Annotated in this window: 23 protein-coding genes; 11 read left to right on the top strand and 12 right to left on the bottom strand. The window is 69.6% G+C overall.

What is annotated here, in order from left to right; translation table 11 throughout:
* The first annotated feature begins 300 nt into the window (after positions 1-300).
* Both WFI16_RS16255 and WFI16_RS16250 read left to right on the top strand, forming a co-directional pair.
* The gene (locus WFI16_RS16255; RefSeq protein ID WP_419898879.1) at positions 301-957 is read left to right on the top strand and encodes a ParA family protein; all 657 of its coding nucleotides are present in this window, start codon (positions 301-303) and stop codon (positions 955-957) included.
* 2 nt (positions 958-959) lie between these two features.
* Positions 960-1,592 (top strand): hypothetical protein, encoded by a 633-nt coding sequence (locus tag WFI16_RS16250; protein WP_419898878.1) that lies wholly within the window; start codon positions 960-962, stop codon positions 1,590-1,592.
* A 42-nt stretch (positions 1,593-1,634) separates the two neighbouring features.
* On the opposite strand, the gene WFI16_RS16245 is transcribed toward WFI16_RS16250, so the two are convergent.
* A complete protein-coding gene (locus tag WFI16_RS16245; protein ID WP_419898877.1) occupies positions 1,635-2,603 on the bottom strand; it encodes a replication protein RepA in 969 nt (322 codons plus the stop codon).
* A gap of 573 nt (positions 2,604-3,176) precedes the next feature.
* Here WFI16_RS16245 and WFI16_RS16240 point away from each other — a divergent pair.
* Positions 3,177-4,274, top strand: a complete 1,098-nt coding sequence (locus WFI16_RS16240) for a branched-chain amino acid aminotransferase (protein ID WP_419898876.1) — start codon at positions 3,177-3,179, stop codon at positions 4,272-4,274.
* Positions 4,275-4,314: 40 nt separating this feature from the next.
* On the opposite strand, the gene WFI16_RS16235 is transcribed toward WFI16_RS16240, so the two are convergent.
* Complete coding sequence (locus WFI16_RS16235; RefSeq protein WP_419898875.1) at positions 4,315-5,211, bottom strand: LysR family transcriptional regulator; 897 nt, start codon at positions 5,209-5,211, stop codon at positions 4,315-4,317.
* Between the two features lie 132 nt (positions 5,212-5,343).
* Between WFI16_RS16235 and WFI16_RS16230 the strand changes: the two genes are divergently transcribed.
* The 3 genes from WFI16_RS16230 to WFI16_RS16220 are packed head-to-tail and all read left to right on the top strand — an operon-like array spanning position 5,344 to position 8,736.
* Positions 5,344-6,975 (top strand): flavin-containing monooxygenase, encoded by a 1,632-nt coding sequence (locus WFI16_RS16230; RefSeq protein WP_419898874.1) that lies wholly within the window; start codon positions 5,344-5,346, stop codon positions 6,973-6,975.
* A 13-nt stretch (positions 6,976-6,988) separates the two neighbouring features.
* Positions 6,989-7,954, top strand: a complete 966-nt coding sequence (locus tag WFI16_RS16225; protein WP_419898873.1) for an alpha/beta hydrolase — start codon at positions 6,989-6,991, stop codon at positions 7,952-7,954.
* Positions 7,951-8,736 (top strand): SDR family NAD(P)-dependent oxidoreductase, encoded by a 786-nt coding sequence (locus WFI16_RS16220; protein WP_419898872.1) that lies wholly within the window; start codon positions 7,951-7,953, stop codon positions 8,734-8,736. The genes WFI16_RS16225 and WFI16_RS16220 overlap by 4 nt, the downstream gene beginning before the upstream one ends.
* Here WFI16_RS16220 and WFI16_RS16215 read toward each other — a convergent pair whose 3' ends face one another.
* Positions 8,737-9,462, bottom strand: a complete 726-nt coding sequence (locus WFI16_RS16215; RefSeq protein ID WP_419898871.1) for an SDR family NAD(P)-dependent oxidoreductase — start codon at positions 9,460-9,462, stop codon at positions 8,737-8,739.
* A gap of 170 nt (positions 9,463-9,632) precedes the next feature.
* Between WFI16_RS16215 and WFI16_RS16210 the strand changes: the two genes are divergently transcribed.
* The 4 genes from WFI16_RS16210 to WFI16_RS16195 all read left to right on the top strand — a co-directional run bounded on the left by WFI16_RS16210 (position 9,633) and on the right by WFI16_RS16195 (position 13,941).
* Positions 9,633-10,610, top strand: coding sequence for a phosphoribosylaminoimidazolesuccinocarboxamide synthase (locus WFI16_RS16210; protein ID WP_419898870.1), 978 nt, complete (start codon positions 9,633-9,635; stop codon positions 10,608-10,610).
* 209 nt (positions 10,611-10,819) lie between these two features.
* Positions 10,820-11,788, top strand: a complete 969-nt coding sequence (locus tag WFI16_RS16205) for a helix-turn-helix domain-containing protein (protein WP_419898869.1) — start codon at positions 10,820-10,822, stop codon at positions 11,786-11,788.
* Between the two features lie 156 nt (positions 11,789-11,944).
* Entirely contained in the window at positions 11,945-13,462 is a 1,518-nt protein-coding gene (adh, locus tag WFI16_RS16200; RefSeq protein ID WP_419898868.1) for an aldehyde dehydrogenase, read from the top strand.
* A 59-nt stretch (positions 13,463-13,521) separates the two neighbouring features.
* Entirely contained in the window at positions 13,522-13,941 is a 420-nt protein-coding gene (locus tag WFI16_RS16195; RefSeq protein ID WP_419898867.1) for a DUF779 domain-containing protein, read from the top strand.
* 7 nt (positions 13,942-13,948) lie between these two features.
* On the opposite strand, the gene WFI16_RS16190 is transcribed toward WFI16_RS16195, so the two are convergent.
* The 7 genes from WFI16_RS16190 to cyoA all read right to left on the bottom strand — a co-directional run bounded on the left by WFI16_RS16190 (position 13,949) and on the right by cyoA (position 20,827).
* Entirely contained in the window at positions 13,949-14,497 is a 549-nt protein-coding gene (locus WFI16_RS16190; protein WP_419898866.1) for a response regulator transcription factor, read from the bottom strand.
* Positions 14,487-15,794 (bottom strand): ATP-binding protein, encoded by a 1,308-nt coding sequence (locus WFI16_RS16185; protein ID WP_419898865.1) that lies wholly within the window; start codon positions 15,792-15,794, stop codon positions 14,487-14,489. The genes WFI16_RS16190 and WFI16_RS16185 overlap by 11 nt, the downstream gene beginning before the upstream one ends.
* A gap of 17 nt (positions 15,795-15,811) precedes the next feature.
* On the bottom strand, positions 15,812-16,591 hold the full coding sequence (locus WFI16_RS16180) for an SURF1 family protein (protein ID WP_419898864.1): 780 nt from the start codon (positions 16,589-16,591) through the stop codon (positions 15,812-15,814).
* Positions 16,592-16,594: 3 nt separating this feature from the next.
* Positions 16,595-17,005 carry a cytochrome o ubiquinol oxidase subunit IV gene (gene cyoD / locus WFI16_RS16175; RefSeq protein ID WP_419898863.1) on the bottom strand — a complete coding sequence of 137 codons (411 nt, stop codon included), beginning with the start codon at positions 17,003-17,005 and terminating at the stop codon, positions 16,595-16,597.
* On the bottom strand, positions 17,002-17,583 hold the full coding sequence (gene cyoC, locus WFI16_RS16170; RefSeq protein ID WP_442970702.1) for a cytochrome o ubiquinol oxidase subunit III: 582 nt from the start codon (positions 17,581-17,583) through the stop codon (positions 17,002-17,004). Before cyoC ends, cyoD begins: the two co-directional genes overlap by 4 nt.
* A 74-nt stretch (positions 17,584-17,657) precedes the next feature.
* Positions 17,658-19,631, bottom strand: coding sequence for a cytochrome o ubiquinol oxidase subunit I (gene cyoB, locus WFI16_RS16165; protein ID WP_442970701.1), 1,974 nt, complete (start codon positions 19,629-19,631; stop codon positions 17,658-17,660).
* A gap of 74 nt (positions 19,632-19,705) precedes the next feature.
* Positions 19,706-20,827: a ubiquinol oxidase subunit II gene (gene cyoA, locus WFI16_RS16160; RefSeq protein WP_419898860.1), complete on the bottom strand. Its 1,122-nt coding sequence runs from the start codon at positions 20,825-20,827 to the stop codon at positions 19,706-19,708.
* 202 nt (positions 20,828-21,029) lie between these two features.
* Between cyoA and WFI16_RS16155 the strand changes: the two genes are divergently transcribed.
* Positions 21,030-22,364 (top strand): MFS transporter, encoded by a 1,335-nt coding sequence (locus WFI16_RS16155; protein ID WP_419898859.1) that lies wholly within the window; start codon positions 21,030-21,032, stop codon positions 22,362-22,364.
* Positions 22,365-22,437: 73 nt separating this feature from the next.
* Here the strand turns inward: WFI16_RS16155 and WFI16_RS16150 are convergent, their stop codons facing one another.
* The gene (locus WFI16_RS16150) at positions 22,438-23,343 is read right to left on the bottom strand and encodes a 2-hydroxyacid dehydrogenase (RefSeq protein ID WP_419898858.1); all 906 of its coding nucleotides are present in this window, start codon (positions 23,341-23,343) and stop codon (positions 22,438-22,440) included.
* Between the two features lie 92 nt (positions 23,344-23,435).
* Entirely contained in the window at positions 23,436-24,512 is a 1,077-nt protein-coding gene (locus WFI16_RS16145) for an ABC transporter ATP-binding protein (RefSeq protein WP_419898857.1), read from the bottom strand.
* Positions 24,513-24,516: the final 4 nt, after the last annotated feature.

Below are 24,516 nucleotides of genomic sequence, written 5' to 3'. Positions count from 1 at the left end.
GCGGCATGATGGGACAGGCGCCCGCGGCCTGGCTTGAACATTGATGTGGTGTTCTGGCCAGCATGCGGGGCAAATCGCACGCACCGATCATCCGCCCAGGACGGGAGAGCGGCCCCTTGGTATAGGGAAGGCGAGGGTCAGGCCCTCTGGCGGAACTTATCCCCAGAGCAGGTTTGACGGCGTCAAACATCACCCTAGATTGCGCTGCCGCCGTTGCGCGCAAGGCAAGGAAGCAGAATGCCTCGCAAGCCGAGTTCCGCCAAATCCAGTGGGTCCACGACGGCCCGGCCGAAGGAGATCGTGCCCACCAAGGTGGTGCTGCTGTCCAGTGCCAAGGGCGGCAGCGCCAAGACCACCACCACCCGCAACCTGGCGGCGATGGCCGCGCGCGACGGCTATCGCGTGGCCACCATCGACCTGGACCTGCAGCGCACCCTGACCCGCTGGTGGAACCGCCGCCCGGAAGAGCTGCCGGCCATCAGCCATTTCGACAAGGTTACCATGGCGGAGGCCGCCGAGGCGCTGAAGGAGATCACCGAGCTCGGCGAGTTCGACCTGATCTTCGTCGATACCCCTCCCGGGATCGAGCATGATTCCGAGCAGCTGCGCCAGGTGCTGCGCCGCGCCGATCTGGTGCTGATCCCGACGGGGCAGGGCGGCGAGGACCTGGAATCGGTCGCCGAATGGATGAAGCTGGTGCGGCAGCAGAACCGCCCCGCCTTCTTCCTGCTGTGCAAGACCGAGCGCGATGTCAGCAGCCTGGGCGAGGCCCGCCACTATTTGTCCTCGATGGGCAAGCTCTGCCCGCACGACGTGCGCACGCTGCAGGCGGTGATGCGAACTTATTTCGAGGGCAAGGGGGTCGCCGACCTGACCGGCAAGCTCGGCCGCAAGGCCGCCGAGGATCACGAGGCGGTCTGGAACTTCGTGCGCTTCGAACTGGGGATGGAAAGCTGACCATGGCCATCGACGTCAAGGAGAAGTGGGGCGCGCGCAAGGCGGCGCCGAAGCGCGCCTCGATCCTGACCATCGCCCATGAGGATGTGGCAACGCCGCGCAGCGAGCGCTTCGCCCTGGCCAGCGAGGCCGATGTCGTCCAGGAGATCGGCAAGCTCTGGGACACCGCCCAGCGCACCTTCCTCTCCATCGGCCGCCTGCTGGCCCTGGCCGAGCGGCAGTTCCGCGGCAGCTTCGAGCGCGACATCGTCGCCAAGCTGCCCTTCAACCGCTCCGTCGCGCATATGCTGCGCACCGTGGCCGAGAAGGTGGACCAGGGCTACGTCCCCGAGGCGGATCTGCCCCGCAGCTATGCCGCCGCCTTCCGCCTGGTGACGCTGGAGCCCGATGCGCTGGAGCAGGCGCGCCAGCGCGGCCTGGTCGCCCCCGGCACGCCGCGCTCGGCCATCGAGCGCTTCCGCCAGGAACTGCGCACCCAGCGCCTGGCGGCGCATGGCGAGGATGCGCTGCTGGCGGCGAAGCGGGAGGAATTGCAGGGGAAGATCGACCGCGCCCGCAAGGAGATGGAGCGCTGGTCCGCCGAGCTCGCCGAACTGGAACGCCAGATCATCGACGCCCGGGCCGAGGAGGTCTGACCCGCGCCCGCCGAGGACTCCGGCGGGGCAGGGGGCTCCTGCTCAGCCGGTGCGCTGCTGGGGACTCCGGCGGGAGGACAGTCCCTCGCCGGGGAAGGCGACCACGGTCTTGCGCGCAGCCACCGGCGGCGCGGAAGGGGAGAGCACCAGCCCCATCGGCTTGATGGCGATCTGCGCCGCCGGATAGACCGCGGTGGCCAGCGCCAGCTGCTCGGTGAAGGTCTCGCGGAAATGGTCCAGCCGGCGGATGCCGGTGCCGAACTGGGCGTGCAGCGCCTTCCAGGAAACCTGTAGCGGGCTCGGCAGCACGTGCAGCCGGTAGGCCAGCCAGCAATAGATGTCGAGCGCCATGGAATGGCGGTTGATCGCCCGGATCGCCGATTCCTCGATGGGGACGGGGTGGCGGCGCAGCTGGTCGAAGAAGGTTTCCGACAGCTTGGTGCGCTCGAGGAACTGGCTCCCGCCGGAGTCCCCATCCTCGGTGAACAGCGCCTTGTCGACGATCAACTGCTGCACCAGGGCCGAGCGGCCGGCCTGCTGCACCTCGAAGGTCAGGCGGCAGCGGGTGATGCGCTCGGCCTGCTCGCGGACATCCTTGATCGACTTGCCACCCGGCGAGATGCCCATCCGCCCCAGCCAGCCGCGCAGGCTGCGGCCCAGCTCGATCTCCCGCGAATTGGTGCGGATCGCCTCCGACTGCAGGTAGAGCATGATCAGCCGCGCCCGGCTACCATAGGGCACGCCAATCCATTCCAGGCTGCCATCGCTGCGGGTCTTGCGGCCGGGCTCCACCAGCAGGCTGACGCGGTCGGTGCGCACCTGCCAGGGCGCGTCATCCGCAAGCCGCTTGTGGGGCAGGGCGGCCTGGGCCCAGCCGGAATAGATGAAGCCGATGCCGCCATCCTCGTCGCCGAGGTAATCGGCCGCGGCATCGACCACGCGCCGGTCGAAGTCGAGCTTCAGAACCCCTTGGCGCCCATGGGCTTCCAGCATCGCATGGACTTCGGCCACGGTTTCTCTCCTTCGGGGCTCGCTGGGGACCAGTCATCGAGGCATTCGGCACAATGGAACATTTTGAGACGCTTGTCGCCGAGGACTTTGGCGGGGCAGCTACTAGGGATTAGTAGTGATTCTAAATACTAGTCTGTCCCGCGACAGTCCTCGGGATGGATGCCGCGACTCCCAGCAAAACCGTCGGACCGGTCCCGCCGGAGTCCTCGGTCTCACCGCCACAGTCCTCGGCCGCCTGGGGACAAGCCTTTTCAGGGGCTTGGTGCGAATCGCCCGATGCTGGACGCGACTCGTGGGGGCCATCCCGCCACAGTCCTCACGGCGGCGCCTGTCCCGGGATGGTCCCGCCAGACCCGCGGCAAGAGCCCGGATCATCGCCCGCGGCCTCTCTGGCTTGACCTTGACCATTGTCCTGGGCCTTGACCCCCGCCGGAGTCCTCACCGATCGGGCAGCCGCCCTGACCTATCAGAACCCAGGCGCATGGGTGGAATGTTGACGGAAGGGGGGCGGCATCCTACGGCCATTGCGCTAGACTGCCCTCACGCGCAACAAAACTGCGGACACCGGCCCCCATGAGCTCGACCAGCCAGACCCCGATCAGCGTGACCCGCACCCGGACGCCGCAGCCGCGCCCGGCCGATGCCTCGCTCTCCTTCGGCAAGGTCTTCACCGACCACATGTTCATGATGAACTATGTCGAGGGGAAGGGCTGGCACGACCCGCGCGTGGTCCCCTATGCGCCGCTGTCGATGGACCCGGCGACCTCGGTGCTGCATTACGGCCAGGCGATCTTCGACGGGCTGAAGGCCTTCCGCGGCAAGGATGGCCAGATCCGCCTGTTCCGTGCCCAGCGCCATGCCGAGCGGCTGAACAAGTCGGCCCGCGCGCTCTGCATCCCCGAGATGGATGTCGAGCTGGTGCGCCGCTCCTTCGAGGCGATCGTCGGCGTCGACCATGAATGGGTGCCCTCGACCCAGGGCACGTCGCTCTACATTCGCCCGACCGTCATCGCGACCGACGTGATGCTCGGCGTGCACCCGGCGCACAGCTACACCTATTTCGTCATCTGCTCGCCGGTCGGCGCCTACTACAAGGAAGGCGTCAAGCCGGTCCGCATCCTGGCGACCGACAACCATGTCCGCGCGGTGCAGGGCGGCCTTGGCGAGGCGAAGACCGCGGCCAATTACGCGGCCTCGCTCTCCGCTCAGCAGGAGGCCGAGCGCGCCGGCTATACCCAGGTCCTCTGGCTGGACGGCGTAGAGCGGAAATACATCGACGAGGTCGGCACCATGAACATCATGATGCAGATCGGCGACGAGGTGATCACCCCGCCGCTGGCCGGCACCATCCTCGACGGCGTCACCCGCAACTCGATCCTGACCCTGCTGCGCGACTGGGGCGTCAGCGTTTCCGAGCGCCGCATCTCGATCGACGAGGTGATGCAGGCCGGCCGCGACGGAAGCTTGCGCGAGATGTGGGGCACGGGCACCGCGGCGGTGGTCTCGCCGGTCGGCGAGCTCGGCTACAAGGGCGAGAAGATCAGCATCGGCAATGGCCAGACCGGCCTGCTGACGCAGAAGCTCTATGACGCGATCGTCGGCATCCAGTATGGCGCCGCCGAGGACCGCCATGGCTGGACCAGCACCGTGCCGGTGCTGACCGAGGCCTGACCGCGGCCGGGGGAGGGGAGGGCGGTTCCCGCCATTCCCCTCACCCGGGCTTGCGGGAAAAGGCTTCCTCCAAGAAGTCGAGAAAGAAGCGCAGGCGCGGGCTGGGGTGGCGGCGGCCCTGGTGGACGGCATAGATCGCCTCCTCCATCCGCGGCTCCTGCTCGGGGAAAAGCCGCACCAGCCGGCCTTCCGCCAGCGCCTCGCGGATCTGGAAATCGGCCAGCCGCGCGATGCCGGCGCCGGCCAGTGCCAGCGCCATCAGCATCTGTCCCTGATTGGCCGTCACCCCGCCGCGCGCCGGAATGCGGCTGACCGAATGGTCGGCACCGCGAAAGCTCCAGGTGCTCCAGGGCATCCGCTTGTTGAAGTTCAGGCATTCATGCTCGGCCAGCTCCGCCGGGCTTCCGGGCGTCCCGTGCTCGGCGAGGTAACGGGGCGACGCGCAGATGATCCAGCGCATCGTCGTCACCCGCCGCGCGACCAGGGAACTGTCCGGCAGCTCGCCGATCGAGATGGCCAGGTCGACGCCGCCTTCCAGCAGATTGCCCGGCTCGTTGCCGAGCAGGAATTCCAGCCGCAGCCCGGGATGCTGGCGGCGGAACTCGGGCACCAGCGGCGCCAGCAGGTGGATGGCGAAGGTCGGCACCGAGCGGATGCGCAGCACCTCGCCGGTCAGCCGGCCGCCCTGGGCGCGGGATTCCGCCTCCTCCACCGCGGCGAGCGCCTGCAGGGCGGCGGGGTAGAAGGCTTCTCCCTCCGGCGTCAGCGCCAAGCTGCGCAGCGAGCGGTTGAACAGCACCACGCCCAGCCGGTTCTCCAGCCGCGCCATCAGCTTCGACACGGCGGAGGGTGTCAGCGACAGCGCCCGGCCGGCGGCCGAGAAGCCGCCATCCTCCACCGCGCGGACGAAGACGCGCATTTCCGTCAGCCGGTCCATTCCGTCTCTCCCTTGTGACGGATCTTCACACCAGTTTGGCGCTTTTGGAAATTGTCGCGCCCGGCCGCCCCTCCTAGCCTTGCCAGCAAGCGGCCCCGCCAGAGCGGCCGCACCCTGCCAGGGAGGGCCAGCATGTCCGCCGCGATCCAGTCCGATGCCATGCAGGACACCGCTTTCGACGCCATCATCATCGGCGCCGGCTTCGCCGGCCTCTACCAGATGCACAAGCTGCGCGACGGCCTCGGGCTGTCGGTGCAGGGGCTGGAGGCCGGCAGCGATGTCGGCGGCACCTGGTACTGGAACCGCTATCCCGGCGCGCGCTGCGATTCCGAGAGCTACTACTACAGCTTCTCCTTCTCCGAGGAGCTGCAGCAGGAATGGGACTGGAGCGAGCGCTATCCCGAGCATCACGAGATCCGCCGCTATCTCGGCCATGTTGCCGAGAAATTCGACCTGCGCCGCAGCTTCCGCTTCGACACCCGCGTCGCCGCCGCGCGCTATGATTCGGCGCGCAACCTCTGGCATGTGACGACGCAGGCCGGCGAGACGCTTTCCGCCCGCTACCTGATCACCGCCCTCGGCTGCCTCTCCTCGGCCAATGTGCCGAAGATCCCCGGCCTCGCCGATTTCGCCGGCGACTGGTACCACACCGGGCGCTGGCCGCATGAGGGCGTCGACTTCACCGGCAAGCGCGTCGGGCTGATCGGCACCGGCTCCACCGGCATCCAGGCGACGCCGGTGATCGCGGCCCAGGCGGCGCATCTGACCGTCTTCCAGCGCACCGCCAATTACAGCATCCCGGCGCGCAACGGCCCGGTGTCGCTGGAGTTCCGCCGCGAGGTGAAGGCGAACTACGCCGCCATCCGCGAGCAGGCGCGCGCCGCGCCGAACGGCCATCCCTTCGTCTTTGGCCAGCAATCGCCGCTCGAGCTCGACGAGGCGGAACGCCGCGCCCGCTACGAGGCCGGCTGGGAACAGGGGGGGCTGCGCTTCCGCTCGATCTTCCGCGACCTGCTGGTTGACCGCGCCGCCAACGACACCGCCGCCGACTTCATCCGCGAGAAGATCCGCGCGGTGGTGAAGGACCCGGCGACGGCGGAGAAGCTCACCCCGCGCGACCATCCCTTCGCCACCAAGCGGCCGCCGATCGACAGCTTCTATTTCGAGACCTTCAACCGCGACAATGTCGATCTCGTCGACATCAAGGCGACGCCGATCGAGGCGATCACCCCCACCGGCATCCGGACAACCGACAAAGAGATCCCGCTGGACATCATCGTCTTCGCGACCGGCTTCGACGCCATGACCGGCGCGCTGCTGGCCATCGACATCGAGGGCCGCGACGGGGTGAAACTGAAGGATGCCTGGGCGGCGGGGCCGGTGACCTATCTCGGGCTGCAGGTGGCGGGCTTCCCCAATCTCTTCACCATCACCGGGCCGGGCAGCCCCTCGGTGCTGACCAACATGCCGGTTGCCATCGAGCAGCATGTCGACTGGATCGCTGACTGCATCACCCATCTGCGGGACAAGGGGATCGCCACCATCGAGCCAGAGCCGCAGGCGGCGGAGGAATGGGTCGCCCATGTCAACGAGGCGGCGGCGGCCACCCTGCTGCCGCAGGCCAATTCCTCCTGGTATCTGGGCGCCAATGTGCCGGGCAAGCCGCGCGTCTTCATGCCCTATGCCGGTGGCATGGCGCGCTATGCCGGCATCTGCGCCGATGTCGCGGCGCGCGGCTATGACGGCTTCCGCCTGACACCCTGAGAATCCCCTGACGATGCCGAGGACCCCAGCGGGGATCAGCCCCGACCTGAAGCGCCTGCTGGCCGCCATCCGCCTGGGTGGCGCGCCGCCTTTCGAGGCGCTGACCCCCGAGGCGGCGCGCGAGGCCCATGCCGCGCGCGGCCGGCTGATGCAGCATCCGGGCGTCGACCTGCCCGAGATCCGCGACCTGGCCGTCGAACTGCCCGACCGGCGCATCCCGCTGCGGCTCTACCGCGGCGCCTTGTCGGAAAGCCCGCAGCCCTGCCTGCTGTTCCTGCATGGCGGTGGCTGGGTGCTGGGCAGCCTGGCCACGCATGACGCGCTGTGCCGGGCACTGGCGCAGCGGCTGGGGGCGGCGGTGCTGGCGGTCGACTACCGCCTGGCGCCGGAGCATCCCTATCCGGCGGCGCTCGACGACGCGCTGGCCACGCTGCGCTGGCTGGCGGCGCAGGCGGCCGCGCTGAACATCGACGCCGGCCGTATCGCGGTCGGCGGCGACAGCGCCGGCGGCAATCTCGCCGCCATCCTGGCGCTGATGGGCCGCGACGGCAGCGCGCCGAGAAGCGTCTTCCAGATGCTGCTCTACCCGGCTGTCGACCTGCGGCTGGGGGCGGACCGCTATCCGCGGCCGAGCGAGGCGATGATCCTGACCGGCGCCACCATGCGCTGGTTCATCGGCCACTACCTGCCGGATGAAGCGCAGCGCAGCGACTGGCGCGCCTCGCCGCTGCTGGCGCCGAGCCTGGCCGGCGCGCCGCCGGCCTTCCTGCTGACCTGCGGCCAGGATCCGCTCTGCGACGAGGGGCTGGATTATGCCGCACGGCTGCAGGCCGAGGGCGTGCAGGTCACTGCTCTGCATCTCTCCGGCGAGGCGCATGCCATCCTGACCATGGACAAGGCGATCGGCGCGGTGGCGCCGGTGCTGGATCTCGCGGCCGCCACCCTGCGCGCCGCCTGGGAAGAACGGACGGAAGCATGACAAGGGATGAGGGGAGGGGGCGGCTCGCCCTGGTCACCGGCGGCGCCAGCGGCATCGGCCTGGCCACCGCCGAGCTGCTGGCCGCGCGCAACTGGCAGGTGGTGATCGCCGACCGCGACGCGCCGCGCGCCGAGGCCGCCGCCGCGCGGCTCGGGGCGCGCGCCGTGACGCTGGACGTCACCGATGCCGAGGCGGTGGAAGCCGTGTTCGAGAAGGTCGAGCAGGACCTCGGCCCGGTCGAGGCGGTGATGGCCAATGCCGGGCTGATCCAGCCGGGCGCGCGGCCGGAGGAACTGCCGCTCGACGAGTTCGACCGGGTCGTCGCGGTCAACCTGCGCGGCGTCTATGTCACCTGCCTGGCCGCCGGGCGGCGGATGGCGCCGCGCGGCCGCGGCGCCATGGTGCTGACCGGCTCGATCACCGCCAGCCGCGCCGTGCCGCTGCATGCCTATGCACCGACCAAGGCGGCGGTCGTGCACATGGCGGCCTGCCTGGCCGGCGAATGGGGCCGCTCGGGGCTGCGGGTGAACGCCGTCTCGCCCGGCTTCGTCGCGACCCCGCCGCTGCAGGCCGCCATCGACCGCGGCCTGCGCGATCCCGGCAAGCTGGCCGAGGGTGCCGCGCTCGGCCGCATGGTGGAGGCGGCGGAGGTCGCCCGCGCCGTCGGCTTCCTGCTCTCCGACGACGCCTCCGCGATCACCGGCATCGACCTGCCGGTCGATGCCGGCTGGCTGGCGGCGGCGCATCTCTCGACCTATGGCGGGCCGCGCGCCGCCCGCTGATCAGCGGAAATGCGTCGCGCCATTGATGTCGAGGACGGCGCCGGCGGCATAGCCGGCGCCGGGGCCGAGCAGGAAGACGGCGGTGGCCGCGATCTCCTCCGGCCTGGCCATGCGGCCGAGCGGGTAGTTCTCCGGCCGGTAGCCGCGGCCCTCGGTCATCGCGGTCTCCACCGGGCCGGGAGCGATGGCATTGACCAGCACGCCCTGCGGCGCCGCGCGGCGCGCCAGCCAGCGGATGAAGGCATGCAGCCCGCCCTTGGAAAAGGCGTAGTGCGGGCCGGAGACGATGCCGCCCATCCAGCCGGCGATCGAGCCGCAGAACACCATCCGCCCGGCGCCCTGCGCCGCCATCGCCGGCAGCAGCGCGCGGGCCAGGTTGATCGGCCCGCCGATATTGACCGCCAGCACCCGCTGCAAGGCTTCGTCCCAGCCGGGCGCCATCCAGTCATCGGCCGGGCAGATCGCCGCGGTGTCGACCAGCCCGTCGATCTGCCCGGCCCGCGCCACGAACGCCTCGACCGCCGCGCGGTCGCTGGTGTCGAGGCGGTGGCACTCGGCGGGCGCCAGGCCGCAGCGCGCGGCGATCTCGGCGGGTTCGCCCAGGTCGACGGCGATCACCCGCGCGCCCTGTTCCACCGCCAGCCGCACGGTCGCGCCGCCGATGCCGCCCGCCGCGCCGGTCACCAGCACGCGCTGCCCCTCCAGCGAAAAAGCCCCTGCCGCCATGCGCTTCCCCTCCCTGCCGGATCCTTCGTGGTGAGGACCCTGGCGGGAAGGCTGCGCCTTCATCGCGGCCCTGGCCAGGGGTGGCGGCATGGGCACCCCGCCTGACAGCGGGGCGGCGATCGGCTAGAAGCTCCGCCAGCCGCCGCGGCGCCGCAGAAGGATCGAAGAGCATGGACCCCGCCACCCTCCGCGCCTCGGCGCAGCGCATCCTCCGCGACGCCACCATCCCGGAGCTGCCGAACCACTACAGCGGCAAGGTGCGCGACAATTACGACATGCCCGATGGCAGCCGCGTGATCATCGCCACCGACCGGCTGAGCGCCTTCGACCGCATCCTCTGCGCCGTGCCCTTCAAGGGCGAGCTGCTGACCCAGACCGCCCGCTTCTGGTTCGACAAGACGCGCGACATCTGCCCGAACCATGTCATCAGCTACCCGGACCCCAACGTGGTCATCGGCAAGCGGCTGGAGATCCTGCCGGTGGAGATCGTGGTGCGTGGCTACCTGGCCGGCACGACGGGCACCTCGATCCTGACCCTCTACAAGGCCGGACAGCGCGAGATGTATGGCATCACCCTGCCGGACGGCATGCGCGACAATGAGCGCCTGCCGCAGCCGATCATCACGCCGACCAGCAAGGCCTTCGACGGCGGCCATGACGAGCCGCTGACGCCCTCCGAGATCATCGAGCGCAAGCTGCTGACGGCGGCGCAGTGGCAGCAGCTGAGCGACTATGCGCTCGCCCTCTTCGCCCGCGGGCAGGAGATGGCGGCCGAGCGCGGTCTGATCCTGGCCGACACCAAATACGAGTTCGGCACCGACGAGACCGGCCGCATCATCCTTGCCGACGAGATCCACACCCCCGACAGCAGCCGCTACTGGCAGGCCGCCAGCTATCCGGCGCGCTTCGAGGCCGGCCAGCGCCCCGAGAGCTTCGACAAGGATTTCGTCCGCTCCTGGGTGGCGGCGCGCTGCGATCCCTATCACGACGAGATCCCGGAGATCCCCGAGCAGCTCGTGCTCGACACCGCGGCGGTCTATATCCAGGCCTATGAGGCGATCACCGGCCAGCGCTTCGACCCGGCGCCGCTGCCGGGCACGGTGCTGGAGCGCATCCGCGGCAACCTGGCCGGCCTGATGCGCGGCTGACCGGAAGCCCCGGTCGGACGCCGGCGCGGCGGGCGGAATCTGCCGCGCCGCCGGCCGCGCGAGGCTCTCCTGAGGGAAAATACCCGCCCTCTCTTCGCCTTCTGCGCGCAACCCGGTAAAAATCCTGGGCCAGCGGGCCGCCGCCATGCCACTCTGCGGAAGACAGAGCCCTGCCCAAGGGGCCGCCCGTCACCCGTTCGGAGGAAGCGATGCAGGCCACCCCTGCCCATCATGCCGCGCGCGTGCAGGCCATGCTGCGCGATCATTCCGCCGCCGCCCGTTCCAGCATCGCCGCCTCCTGGCTGCGCTCGGCCCGTGACCACGGGCTGGACCCCGAGGATGCCCGGCCGCCCCGCTGGCTGGAGGAAGCACGGCTGCGCGAGGCGCGCGAACGGCTGGGGCCGCTGCTGCGCGCCGCTGGCCCGGTGCTCGACCGGCTGCTGGAGACGGTGGGAGAGAGCGGCTGCTGCATCCTGCTGACCGATGCCGAAGGCGTGCCGCTGGAGCGCCGCGGCCGTCCCGGCGACGATGCCAGCTTCCGCCGCTGGGGCCTCTGGACCGGCTGCGTCTGGAGCGAGGGCGCCGAGGGCACCAATGGCATCGGCACCTGCCTGGCCGAGGGGCGGGCGCTGACCATCCACCGCGACCAGCATTTCTACACGCGCAACACCGGCCTCTCCTGCAGCACGGCGCCGCTGCATGACCATGCCGGACGGCTGGTGGGGTGCCTCGACGTCTCCAGCTGCCGCGGCGATGTCGATCGCGGCGTGGTGGCGCTGCTGGCCGCCGCGGTGGGCGAGGCAGCGCGGCGCATCGAGGCCGCCGAGTTCCGCCAGGCCTATGCCGGCGCCCGCATCCTGCTGACCGGCGAGGCGGCGCAGGACGGCGCCCTGCTGGCGCTCGACCGCGACGACCTGGTGATCGGCGCCAACCGCGCCGCCCGCCGCGCCTTCGGCATTTCCGCCGAGGCGATCGCCGCCGGCCTGCCCGCCGCCAGCCTGCTGGCGCCGGAGGAGGCGGAGCAGCTCGGCCAGGCCGAGCGCGGCGTGCTCAGCCGGGCGCTGGCGCGCTCGGGCGGCAATGTCTCGGCGGCGGCGCGGCTGCTCGGCATCAGCCGCGCCACGCTGCACCGCAAGCTGGCCCGGCTGGGTCTCGGCGGCCGGGGCCAGAGCGACTGAGCGGCAGGGCGGATGCTGCGCCGCACATCTGTCGCAGCGCTGCGACAGGTCGTCGGCCCAGGCGCCAGGCGCCCCGCTGACAGGCCCGCCGCCGCGACGCCAGATAAGGACGGAAAAGCGCCCGCCACAGGGCCGCCGCACAGGGGAGCGATCGCCATGACGCAGCAGCAATTCGACCGCAGCTCGAAGCCGCCCTTCGCCGAGCGCTACGGCAATTTCATCGGCGGCAAGTTCGTCGACCCGGTCGGCGGCCGCTATTTCAGCAACACCTCGCCGATCACCGGCCAGGTGCTCTGCGAGGTGGCCCGCTCCGACGCCGCCGACATCAACCTGGCGCTGGATGCCGCGCATGCCGCGAAGGAGGCCTGGGGCCGCACCAGCGCCGCCGACCGCGCCAACAGCCTGATCCGCATCGCCCAGAAGATCGAGGACAACATCCCGCTGCTGGCCGCGGCGGAAAGCTGGGACAATGGCAAGCCGATCCGCGAGACCACCGCGGCCGACCTGCCGCTGGCGGTCGACCACTTCCGCTATTTCGCCAGCTGCATCCGGGCGCAGGAGGGGTCGCTCTCCGAGATCGACCACGACACCGTCGCCTACCACTTCCATGAGCCGCTGGGCGTCGTCGGGCAGATCATCCCCTGGAACTTCCCGCTGCTGATGGCGGTGTGGAAGCTGGCGCCGGCGCTGGCCGCCGGCAATTGCGTCGTGCTGAAGCCGGCCGAGCAGACGCCGGCCTCGATCATGATCCTGGCCGAGCTGATCGGCGACCTGCTGCCGCCCGGCGTGCTGAACGTGGTCAACGGCTTCGGGCTGGAGGCGGGCAAGCCGCTGGCCTCCTCCAACCGCATCGCCAAGATCGCCTTCACCGGCGAGACGACGACGGGGCGGCTGATCATGCAGTATGCCAGCCAGAACCTGATCCCGGTGACGCTGGAGCTCGGCGGCAAGTCGCCCAACATTTTTTTCAGTGACGTCGCGGCGGCGGATGACGACTTCTTCGACAAGGCCGTGGAAGGCTTCGTCATGTTCGCCCTCAACCAGGGCGAAGTCTGCACCTGCCCGTCGCGCGCGCTGATCCATGAAAGCATCTACGACCGCTTCATGGAGAAGGCCCTGCCGCGCGTCGCCGCCATCACCCAGGGCCATCCGATGGACCCGTCCACGATGATCGGTGCGCAGGCCTCCAGCGAGCAGCTGGAGAAGATCCTCAGCTACCTCGACATCGGCCGCCAGGAAGGCGCCGAGGTGCTGGCCGGCGGCGCCCGCCGCGAGATGCCGGGCGAGCTGGCCGGCGGCTACTACGTGCAGCCCACGGTGTTCCGCGGCCACAACCGCATGCGCGTCTTCCAGGAGGAGATCTTCGGCCCGGTCGTCTCGGTGGCCACCTTCAAGGACGAGGAGGAGGCGCTGTCGATCGCCAATGACACGCTCTATGGCCTCGGCGCCGGCGTCTGGTCGCGCGACGGCAACCGCGCCTATCGCTTCGGCCGCGCCATCCAGGCCGGGCGGGTCTGGACCAACTGCTACCACGCCTATCCGGCGCATGCGGCCTTCGGCGGCTACAAGCAGTCGGGCATCGGCCGCGAGACGCACCGCATGATGCTCGACCACTACCAGCAGACCAAGAACCTGCTGGTCAGCTACAGCCCGAAGAAGCTCGGCTTCTTCTGAGTTTTTCTGTCAGGGGAGGGGGCTCGGTGGCCCCCTCCGGCGCGTTGGGAGGCCATGGCATGACCGAGGTTCCCGAAAGGGTCCGCGCGACCGATGCCGCGCTGGGGCTGTTGAAGGAAATCGTCGCGGATCACGGGCCGGTGCTGTTCCACCAGTCGGGCGGCTGCTGCGACGGCTCCTCGCCGATGTGCTACCCGCAAGGCGACTTCCTGATCGGCGATGGCGACGTGCAGCTCGGCGCGATCGGCGGCGCGCCGGTCTATATCGGCGGCGCGCAATTCGCGCTCTGGCGGCACACCCAGCTGATCATCGACGTGGTGCCCGGGCGCGGCGGCATGTTCTCGCTCGACAACGGGCGGGAGCGGCGCTTCCTGACCCGCTCCCGTGCCTTCTCGGTGGCCGAGCTCGCCGCCCTGGGAGAGGCGCCGCGCCCGGGACCGGCGCCCGATCTCTCGGTCTGCGCCCTGCCCGCCGGCTGATCCCGCCTCAGCTGACCTGGCGCTTCTCCAGCTTGCGGGCCAGCGTCCGGCGGTGCATCCCCAGCCGGCGCGCCGCCTCGGAGATGTTGAAGCCGGTCTCCGCCAGCACCTGGTGGATGCGTTCCCATTCCAGCGTCTTGATCGAGGTCGGCCGCGCGCTCAGCGGCGTCTCCACCTCGCCCTCGACGCGGGAGAAGGCGGCCTCGATGTCGTCGGTGTTGGAGGGCTTGGCGAGGTAGTGGCAGGCGCCGAGCTTGATCGCCTCCACCGCGGTGGCGATGCTGGCGAAGCCGGTCAGCACGACGATCAGCATGTCCGGGTCATGCGCATGCAGCGCCTGCACGCAGGCCAGGCCGGAGGCGCCGGCCAGCTTCAGGTCGACCACGGCATAGCCGGGGCTGCGCCCGGCCAGCAGCGCCTGGGTCTCCTCCAGGCTGGCGGCCACCAGCACCTCGTAGCCGCGGCGCTCGAAGGAGCGGCGCAGCGTGCGCGAGAAGCTCTCGTCATCCTCGACGATCAGCAGCAGGCGCGGGGCGGCGGGTGGGTCAGCCGGCATGCGGCAACTCCGGATCGATGGCGAGCGAGGCGATCGGCAGCGTCAGGGTGACGGTCGCCCCGCCTTCCGGCCGGTTGCGGGCGGCGAGGCTGCCGCCCAGCTTGCGCAGCACGTTGAACACCAGGAACAGGCCGAGCCCGCCGCCCTGCCGCCCCTTGCTGGAGCGATAGGGCTTGCCGAGTTCGGCCAGCATCTCGGGCAGGAAGCCGGGGCCGTCATCGCTCACCGCCAGCACCAGCTCGTCGTCCAGGCGACGGACCGAGAGGTGGACGCGCTGCGGCGAGACCTCCAGCGCATTGTCCAGCACATTGCCGATCACCTGCTCCAGCGCCGGGTCGGCGACCACGCGGATCTCCTCGGCCAGGTTGTTGTCGTAGCGCAGCGCCGCGGTCGAGCGCGCGGCGCGCCAGGCCTCGATGCAGTCCTCGAGGAACTCGTCCAGCGTGGTGACCTCCGGCGCCTCGCCGCGCGCCTCGCCGGCGGAGAGCAGGATGCCGGTGACGATGCTCTTGCAGCGGGCCAGCGCCGCCTGCGCCTCGCCGATCTCCTGCATCAGCTCGGGGCTGGACTGGAAGGCCGGCAGCCGCTTCCAGTCGCCGAGGATCACCGAGACGGTGGCCAGCGGCGTGCCCAGCTCATGCGCGGCGCCCGAGGCCAGCAGCCCCATGCGCACGATATGATCCTCCTCCGCCGCCTGCTGCCGCAGATGCGCCAGCTTGGCGTCGTGGCCGCGCAGATTGGCGGTGATCCGGGTGACGAAGACGGCGAGCAGCACCGCATCAAGCACGAAGCAGACCAGGATCCCCTGCAGGTGCAGGCGGAACAGGTCGTCCTCCAGATGCGCCGGCAGCACCAGCGGGCGATAGGCCAGCGTCAGGCCGAGGCAGCAGAGGCTGGTCAGCGCCACCATCGCCCAGGTCCAGCGCACCTCCAGCAGGATGGCGGCCAGCACCACCTGCAGCAAATAGAGGGCGACGAAGGGATTGGTGGCGCCGCCGCTGAGATAGAGCTGGACCGTCAGCACCGTCACGTCGAAGGCAATGGCCAGGAACAGCTCGGCCTGGGTCACCGGGCTTTTCAGCCGCAGGCGCAGCAGGCTGACCAGGTTCAGCGCCACCAGCACGGCCAGCATGATGGCCATCAGCCGCAGCGGCAGGCGGATGCCGAAGCCCCATTCGACCACCGCGATGGTGACGATCTGGCCGATCACCGCGATCCAGCGCAGCTGGATCAGCTGGTGCATGTTGGCGCTGCTGGCGGCCAGCCGGCTGGCGATGGGGGTCATGGCAGGCGGCACCGGCTCTTCCTTCGGCGTCAGCGGCGGCGCGCGCGCCACTCCTCGCGGATCAGATAGGTGCTCGCCCCCGCCAGCATCAGGGCCAGGGAGAACCAGGTGACCGCATAGACCAGGTGGTTGTTGTGGAAGCTGATCACCGTCAGCCCGCCGACCGGCAGGGCGGCGGGGTCGGGCCCGGCGGCGGCATCGACGAAATAGGGCGCGACGCCGCCCGGATCGCGGTCGATCCCCAGATCGGCGGCCAGCGCGACGACGTCGCGCGAATACCAGCGGCCGGCGCTGGGGTCGTTGCTGCGCAGGAAGCCACCGCCCGGCTCGGTGATGCGCAGCAGGCCGGTGAGGGTTTGCGGGCCGGCGGGGGCCGCGCGCGCCGAGGGATCGCGCTGGTCGGTGGCGATGAAGCCGCGATTGACCAGCACCAGGAAGCCGGCCTCGGTGCGGAAGGGGGCCAGCACCCAGAAGCCGGCGCCGCGGCTGGTCGCCGCCAGCACCAGCCGGTCGGGGCCGGGCAGGAAGCGCCCGCGGAGCGCGACATGGCGGTATTCGGCCGAGGCCGCGTCGATGCCGGGCCATTCGGCCGGGCCCGGGGCGGGGAGGGCCGGGGCGCTGACCCGGCTCTCGATGCGGTCGATCAGCGCCAGCTTCCAGGCGCGGCGCTCGACCTGCCAGGTGCCGAGCCCCAGGAGGGCGACGATGCCGAGGAGGGCCAGGCCCAGCAGCAGGGCCAGCCGGACCGTGCCCATCCTCGCCGGCGGGGAAGGCCGCGGGCCTTCCGCAGCCGGCTCGGCGGGGGGCATGTGCTAGGGCATGCTGCGCATGTCATGCGCGCCCATCGGCATCATGTTGGTGTCGAGGTGGTACATCACCCAGAGCGAGCCGGCGATGGTGATCACCACCAGGATCAGGGTGAAGATCAGGGCCAGCATGGTCCAGCCCCCCTCCGACTTCCCGTTCATGTGCAGGAAGTAGATCATGTGGACGACGATCTGCACCACGGCGAAGGCCATGACCAGCGCCGCGGTAACCCGCGGGCTGGAGAAGACCTCGCCCATCACCAGCCAGAAGGGAATGGCGGTGAGGATGACCGAGAGCAGGAAGCCGGTCACATAGCCCTTGAAGGTGCCATGCGCGGCGCCGTCATGGTGGTCGTCATGGCCGTGGCCATGCCCGTGATCGTGGTGGCCGGCATGGCCGTGCGGCTGCGCGCTCACTGGAGCACCCCCATCAGGTAGACGTAGGAGAAGACGCCGATCCAGACCACGTCCAGGAAGTGCCAGAACAGGCTGAGGCAGTTCAGCCGGCGGCGATTGGCCACCGTCAGCCCGCCGCGGCCGACCTGGACCATCAGCGTCACCAGCCAGATCAGGCCGAAGGTGACGTGCAGCCCGTGGGTGCCGACCAGGGTGAAGAAGGCGGAGAGGAAGGCGCTGCGCTGCGGCGTCGCGCCGACATGGATCAGGTGGTGGAACTCGTAGAGCTCGAGCCCGATGAAGGCGGCGCCGAAGATCCCCGTGACGCCCAGCCAGAACAGCGTGGCGCCCTTCCGGTTGCGCGCCATCTCCAGCATGGCGAAGCCATAGGTGATCGAGGAGAACAGCAGCATCGAGGTGTTGAGGGCGACCAGCGGCAGGTCGAACAGGTCCTGCGGCGAGGGGCCGGCCGCGTAGTTGCGGCCGACCACGCCATAGGTCGCGAAGAGGACTGCGAAGATCAGGCAGTCGCTCATCAGGTAGATCCAGAAGCCGAGCATGGTCCCGTCGCCGGGGTGCACGGTCTCCCGCCCGTCCATCAGATGGAACAGCGGCTTGCCATCGGCGCTGGTCATGGTGTCGGGGGGGTCGATCGGATGCGCGGCCATGCTGCTCACTCCGCCGCCGAGAGCTGGCGGCTGCGACGGTCCTCGGCCGCGGCCACGTCCTCGGCCGGGATGTAGAAGTCGCGGTCATAGTTGAAGGTGTGCCCGATCGAGACGATGACGATCGCGGCGAAGCCCAGCGCCGCCAGCCACCACATGTACCAGATCATGCCGACCGCGAAGGCGACCGAGAGGCCGGCCAGGATCACGCCGGTGCCGGTGTTCTTCGGCATGTGGATCGGGTGGAAGCCGGAGGTCGGGCGCACATAGCCGCGGCCCTTCATGTGCCACCAGGCGTCATGGCTGTGGATCACCGGGGTGAAGGCGAAGTTGTAGTCCGGCGGCGGCGAGGAGGTGGCCCATTCCAGGGTGCGGCCGCCCCAGGGGTCGCCGGTCAGGTCGCGCAGCTTGTCCCGACGCAGGAAGCTGACGACGATCTGCAGCAGGAAGGCGCCGATGCCGACCGCGATCAGCAGCGCGCCGATGGCGGCGATGACGAACCAGATCTGCAGCGAGGGGTCCTCGAAGCGGCTGACGCGGCGGGTCACGCCCATCAGGCCCAGCACGTAGAGCGGCATGAAGGCCAGGTAGAAGCCGATCAGCCAGCACCAGAAGGAGACCTTGCCCCAGAACGGGTCCAGCTTGAAGCCGAAGGCCTTGGGGAACCAGTAGGTGATGCCCGCCAGCAGGCCGAAGACCACGCCGCCGATGATGACGTTGTGGAAATGCGCGATCAGGAACAGGCTGTTGTGCAGCTGGAAGTCGGCCGGCGGGACGGCCAGCAGCACGCCGGTCATGCCGCCGATCACGAAGGTGATCATGAAGCCGATGGTCCAGAGCATCGGCAGCTCGAAGCGGATGCGGCCGCGGTACATGGTGAACAGCCAGTTGAAGATCTTGGCGCCCGTCGGGATCGAGATGATCATCGTCGTGATGCCGAAGAAGGAATTCACGCTGGCGCCGCTGCCCATGGTGAAGAAATGGTGCAGCCAGACGATGTAGGACAGGATGGTGATCACGACGGTCGCATAGACCATCGAGGTATAGCCGAAGAGACGCTTCGAGCTGTAGGTCGAGACGACCTCGGAGAAGATGCCGAAGGCCGGCAGGATCAGGATGTAGACTTCCGGGTGGCCCCAGATCCAGATGAGGTTGACGTACATCATCGGGTTGCCGCCGAAGTCGTTGGTGAAGAAGTTGGTCCCCACGTAACGATCGAGCGACAGCAGTACGAGCACGGCCGTCAGCACCGGGAAGGCGGCCACGATCAGCACGTTGGTGCAGAGCGAGGTCCAGGTGAAGACCGGCAGCTTCATCATGGTCATGCCGGGGGCGCGCATCTTGACGATGGTGGCCACCAGGTTGACGCCCGACAGCAGCGTTCCGACGCCGGCGATCTGCAGCGCCCAGATATAGTAGTCGACGCCGACCCCGGGGCTGTAGGCGGAGCCCGAGAGGGGCGGATAGGCCAGCCAGCCGGTCTGCGCGAACTCGCCGACGAACAGCGACATCATGACGATCGCCGCACCCGCCGCCGTCATCCAGAACGAAAAATTGTTCAGGAAGGGGAAGGCCACGTCGCGCGCGCCGATCTGCAGCGGCACCACGAAGTTCATCAGCCCCGTCACCAGCGGCATGGCGAAGAAGAAGATCATGATCACACCATGGGCGGTGAAGATCTGATCATAGTGGTGCGGCGGCAGGTAGCCCTCGGCACCGCCGAAGGCGATCGCCTGCTGGGCCCGCATCATCAGCGCATCGGAGAAGCCACGCAGCAGCATGACCAGCGCCAGGATGACATACATGATGCCGATGCGCTTGTGGTCGACCGTGGTCAGCCATTCGCGCCAGAGATAGCCCCAGAGCCTGAAGCGGGTCAGCGCGGCGATCACCGCCAGGCCGCCAAGGGCGACCGCGATGAAGGTGGCGACCAGGATCGGCTCGTGCAGGGGCAGGGCGTTCAGCGTGAGGCGGCCGAACACCGGCGAGATTTGGTCCGGAAGGGGCGGCGACATGGGGCTAATCTATCGTTCCGTTGTCATTCCGTGGGCGTGGCTCAGTTGACCTGCCCGGCGGGCGCGGCGGTCGCGGCCGTGGGGGCCTGCGCCACCTCCTGCCGCACGCCGACCGGATCGGCGGGGGTGCAGAGGGCGAGCACGAAGCGCTGCGTGGTGTTGCGCTGCGCCGCCGCGGCGGGGCTGCCGGCGCCGCGGCGCTGGGTCTTGTCGTATTCCAGGGCGGCGACGTTCAGCAGCCCGGCGGGGCCGAGGCCGCCGGCGGCGTCGATGCGCATCATCTCGCTGGTGCACATCTTGGCGGCGTCGACGCAGCGGTTGAGCACCGCAGTGAACAGCTCCGGGTCCAGGCTGGCGAAGCGGCGCACCGGGTCGCGCACCGAGGGGCGCTCGAGCTCGAGATAGCCGGCGCGGTCCAGCGTGCCGCCGGCCGCCTTGTTCTGCGCCACCCAGGCGTCGAAGCCCTGCTGGCTCAGCCCGTGGAACTTGAAGCGCATGTCGGAGAAGCCGGCGCCGCTGTAGTTCGACGACAGGCCGTCATAGACGCCCTCGCGGTTGATCACCGCATGCAGCTTCGTCTCCATGCCCGGCATGGCATAGATCATCCCGGCCATGGCGGGGATCGAGAAGGCGTTCATCACCGAGGAGGCGGTGATGCGGAAGTTGATCGGCGTATCGACCGGCGCCGCCAGCTCGTTCACCGTGGCGAAACCCTGCTCGGGGTAGATGAACAGCCATTTCCAGTCGAGCGCCACGACCTCGACGGTGAGCGGCTTGTGCTCCGCCGTCACCGGCCGGTCGGCGTCGATGCGGGCCAGCGGGCGATAGGGGTCGAGCAGATGCGTCGCCGTCCAGGTCATGGCGCCGAGCACGATGATGATGGCCAGCGGCGCGGCCCAGATCACCACCTCGAGCTTGGTCGAGTGATGCCATTCCGGGTCGTAGGTGGCCGCCTTGTTCGAGGCCCGGTAGCGCCAGGCGAAGAACAGGGTCAGCAGCATCACCGGCACGATGATCAGCAGCATCAGCACCGTGGAGGCGATGATCAGGTCACGTTGCTGGGCGGCGACATCCCCCGAGGGGGACATGATCACCAGGTTGCAACCGGTGAGGAAGAGGCCCAGCGGAAGCAGGGCCAGGATGCGCAGAATCTTCGGGGGCATGCCACTCGCTCAGGAAACCATGCTGCGGTGCACTCTATTTAAGCAGGGGCTATAGCGGCAGGGATTGGACGTTTTGTCCTATCGCCGCCCCTGTTAGCATTCCTGTAGCCCGACCTGACTTGACAGGTTCGGGACTACAACGAGGCGGGCGGCATGTTCGTCGCCCGACTCATTCTAAAATGTTGAAAGAGGGGCGGAATTCATGAGTCAAATGCCTGACGCGGCATTGCATTCGGCCTCGCTGGAACGCGACGCCCGCCTGGTCAATGCCGATGACCACGAGGCCTCCGCCGGTGACATCGCCCTGGGCGTCATCATCGGGCGGACCTCGGAGTTCTTCGACTTTTTCGTCTATGCGATCGGCTCGGCCCTGGTCTTCCCGGCGCTGTTCTTCCCGCAGTTCAGCCCGCTGCAGGGCACGCTGATGGCCTTCGCCATCTTCCCCCTGGCCTTCCTGGCGCGCCCGGTGGGCTCGCTGGTCTTCATGGCGGTCGACCGCCGCTATGGCCGCGGTACCAAGCTGACGGTCGCGCTCTTCCTGCTGGGCGGTTCCACCGCCTCGATCGCCTTCCTGCCCGGCTTCGAGAAGATCGGCTGGTGGGCCGTGGCCGCGCTGGCGCTGTTCCGCCTCGGCCAGGGCTTCGCGCTGGGCGGCGTCTGGGACGGGCTGGCCTCGCTGCTCTCGCTGAACGCTCCGCAGCACAAGCGCGGCTGGTATGCGATGATGCCGCAGCTCGGCGCGCCGCTCGGCTTCGGCCTGGCCAGCGGCCTCTTCGCCTATCTCTATGGCACCCTGCCCACCCAGGACTTCCTGGATTGGGGCTGGCGCTACCCCTTCTTCGTCGCCTTCGCGGTGAACGTCGTCGCCCTCTTCGCCCGGCTGCGCCTGGTCGCCACCCGCGAATTCTCGACCCTGCTGGACAAGCACGAGCTGCAGCCGACCACGGTCTTCTCGCTGCTTGACCAGGAGGGGCGGACCGTGCTGATCGGCGCCTTCGTGCCGCTGGCCAGCTTCGCCCTGTTCCACTTGGTCACGGTCTTCCCGCTGGCCTGGATCGCGCTGAACACCGACCGCTCGCCGGCCGACTTCATGTCGGTGCAGCTGATGGGGGCCGGGCTCTGCGTGGTCAGCGTCGTGATCTCCGGCCTGCTGGCCGACCGGATCGGCCGGCGCAGCCAGCTCGCCATCGGCGCGGTGCTGATCGGCGGCTTCGCCCTGGCCTCGCCCTTCCTGCTGAATGGCGGCCGCCACGGCGAGACCCTCTTCGTGCTGATCGGCTTCACCCTGCTGGGCCTGTCCTTCGGCCAGGCCAGCGGCGCGCTCGCCTCGAACTTCTCGCAGCGCTTCCGCTATACCGGCGCGGCCCTGACCTCGGATCTGGCCTGGCTGCTGGGCGCCGCCTTCGCGCCGCTGGTGGCGCTCAGCCTGTCCGACCTGATCGGTCCGGCGGCGGTGGGCGGTTACCTGCTCTCCGGCGTGCTCTGCACCCTGGCCGCGCTGCGGGTGAACCGCCAGCTCGAGGTCAACGACCGCTGACACCCTGCCGCCAGCGCGCAGGGGCCTGAAGGAGGGGGGTCGCCCGGCGCGGGCGGCCCCCCTTTCGCATGGCTCAGCCGCCGAGGCCTTTGACGATGTCCAGCGCCCGGCGCAGCATGGTCATGGTGGCTTCCGGCGTCATGAAGCCGGCATGCGCCGTCAGCGTGACATTCTCCAGCCCCAGCAGCGGGTCGTCGGCGGCCGGCGGCTCCTGGCTGAAGACATCAATGGCGGCATGGCGCACATGCCCCTCGCGCAGCAGGGCGGCCAGGGCGGCGTTGTCGACGATGTCGGCCCGCGCCGTGTTGACGAAGATCACCCCGCGCCTGGTCATCGCCAGCCGGCCGGCATCGAGGAAGCCGCGGGTGCCGTCGTTCAGCGCCAGGGTCAGGCAGAGGATATCGGCCTCTGCCAGCACCGTCTCCAGCGGCGCCAGCGGGGCGGCGGGGTTGTCCAGCGGGCTGCGGTTCCAGGCCAGCACCTTCATGCCGAGCCCCTGGCCCATCCGCGCCACCTCGCGCCCGATGCCGCCCAGCCCGATGATGCCGAGCGTCTTGCCAAAGATCTGCAGCCCCTCGACCTGGCGCCACTGGCCGACGCGCACCTCGCGGTCCATCCGGGCGACGCCGCGCGCCGCGGCCAGGGCCAGGGCGATGGTGTGCTCGGCGACCGTGGTGTCGCCATAGCCCTTGATGGTGTGGACCGTGATGCCGTGCCGCTCGGCCGCCGCCAGGTCGATGAAGCTGCCGGCCCCGGTGCCGAGGAAGACGATGTGGCGCAGGTCGGGGCAGCGGCCGAGCAGCGCCGCGTCGAAATAGCTGTGGTCGACGATGCAGACCGCATGGCCGGCCAGCAGGGCAGGGATGTCGTCCGGCTGGCCCGGGGCGATGTTGACCGTCACCGCCGGGTCGCCGGGCGCCGCCACGGCCTGCCACAGCGGGACCATGTCATCGAAGCAGTCGAGGAAGAGGGTGCGCATGCCAGACGGTTCTCCGAAGGGACTGCCAGGGCCATGCCCGAAGCGGACCGGTCTGGCAACGCTTCCTTCTGGCTGCCGTGGCGGCTCCGGGCTCAGTTCACCACGGCGATCTGCTGCGGGTCGATCTCCAGCCAGACGCTCTCGCCCACCTCATGCACCTGCAGCGGCGGCGCGGTGACGCGCAGCTTCAGCCCGCTGGCCTCCGGCCGCACCACATAGTCCCAGGATTCGCCCAGATAGGTGCGCTGGGCGACGGTGGCCGCCAGCAGCGGCACGCCCTCCCGCCCGCCGGCCGGGCGGCCGCGATGCAGCGCCATGCCCTGCGGCCGCAGCGACAGCAGGATCGGCTGCGAGGCGGCCGGCATGCCGCCGGGGATCTGGTCGGAGCGCAGGGCGAAGCCGTCCAGCCCGACCTCGCCATTGGCGAGGCGGCCCTCCAGCAGGTTGGTGCGGCCGATGAAGCCGGCGACGAAGCGGGTACGCGGCCGGGTATAGATGACATGCGGCGCGTCCACCTGCTCGATCCGCCCGCCCTGCATCACCGCGATGCGGTCGGCCGTCGCCATGGCCTCGGCCTGGTCATGGGTGACATAGACGGTGGTGACGCGGAACTCGTCATGCAGGCGGCGGATCTCGAAGCGCATCTCCTCGCGCAGGTTGGCGTCGAGATTGGACAGCGGCTCGTCCAGCAGCAGCACCGCCGGCTGCACCACGATGGCGCGGGCCAGCGCCACGCGCTGCTGCTGCCCGCCCGAGAGCTCGGCCGGGTAGCGGTCGGCCAGATGCGCCATCTGCACCACCTCGAGGATGCGGGTGACCTTGGTGCGGATCTCCTCGCGCGGCAGCTTCTTCAGGGTCAGGCCGAAGCCGACATTCTCGGCGACGGTCATGTTCGGCCAGATGGCATAGCTCTGGAAGATCATCGACATGCCGCGCTTCTCCGGCGGCAGCACCGCGCCGGGCGCGGAGAGCACCTTGCCGTTCAGCGTGATGCTGCCGGCGGTCGGCTCGACGAAGCCGGCGATCATGCGGAGCGTGGTGGTCTTGCCGCAGCCGGAGGGGCCGAGCAGCGAGACGAACTCCCCTTCCTCCAGCGTCAGGTCGACATCGTCCACCACCTTCAGCGTGCCATAGGCCTTGCCGAGGCCCTTCAGGGTCAGACGGGGCATGGGG

The sequence above is a fragment of the Roseomonas sp. USHLN139 genome, from assembly GCF_037145735.1.
GTDB lineage: Bacteria > Pseudomonadota > Alphaproteobacteria > Acetobacterales > Acetobacteraceae > Pseudoroseomonas.
The sequence above is the reverse complement of the archived record's forward strand: the minus strand, read 5'-3'. Positions and strand labels throughout refer to the sequence as shown.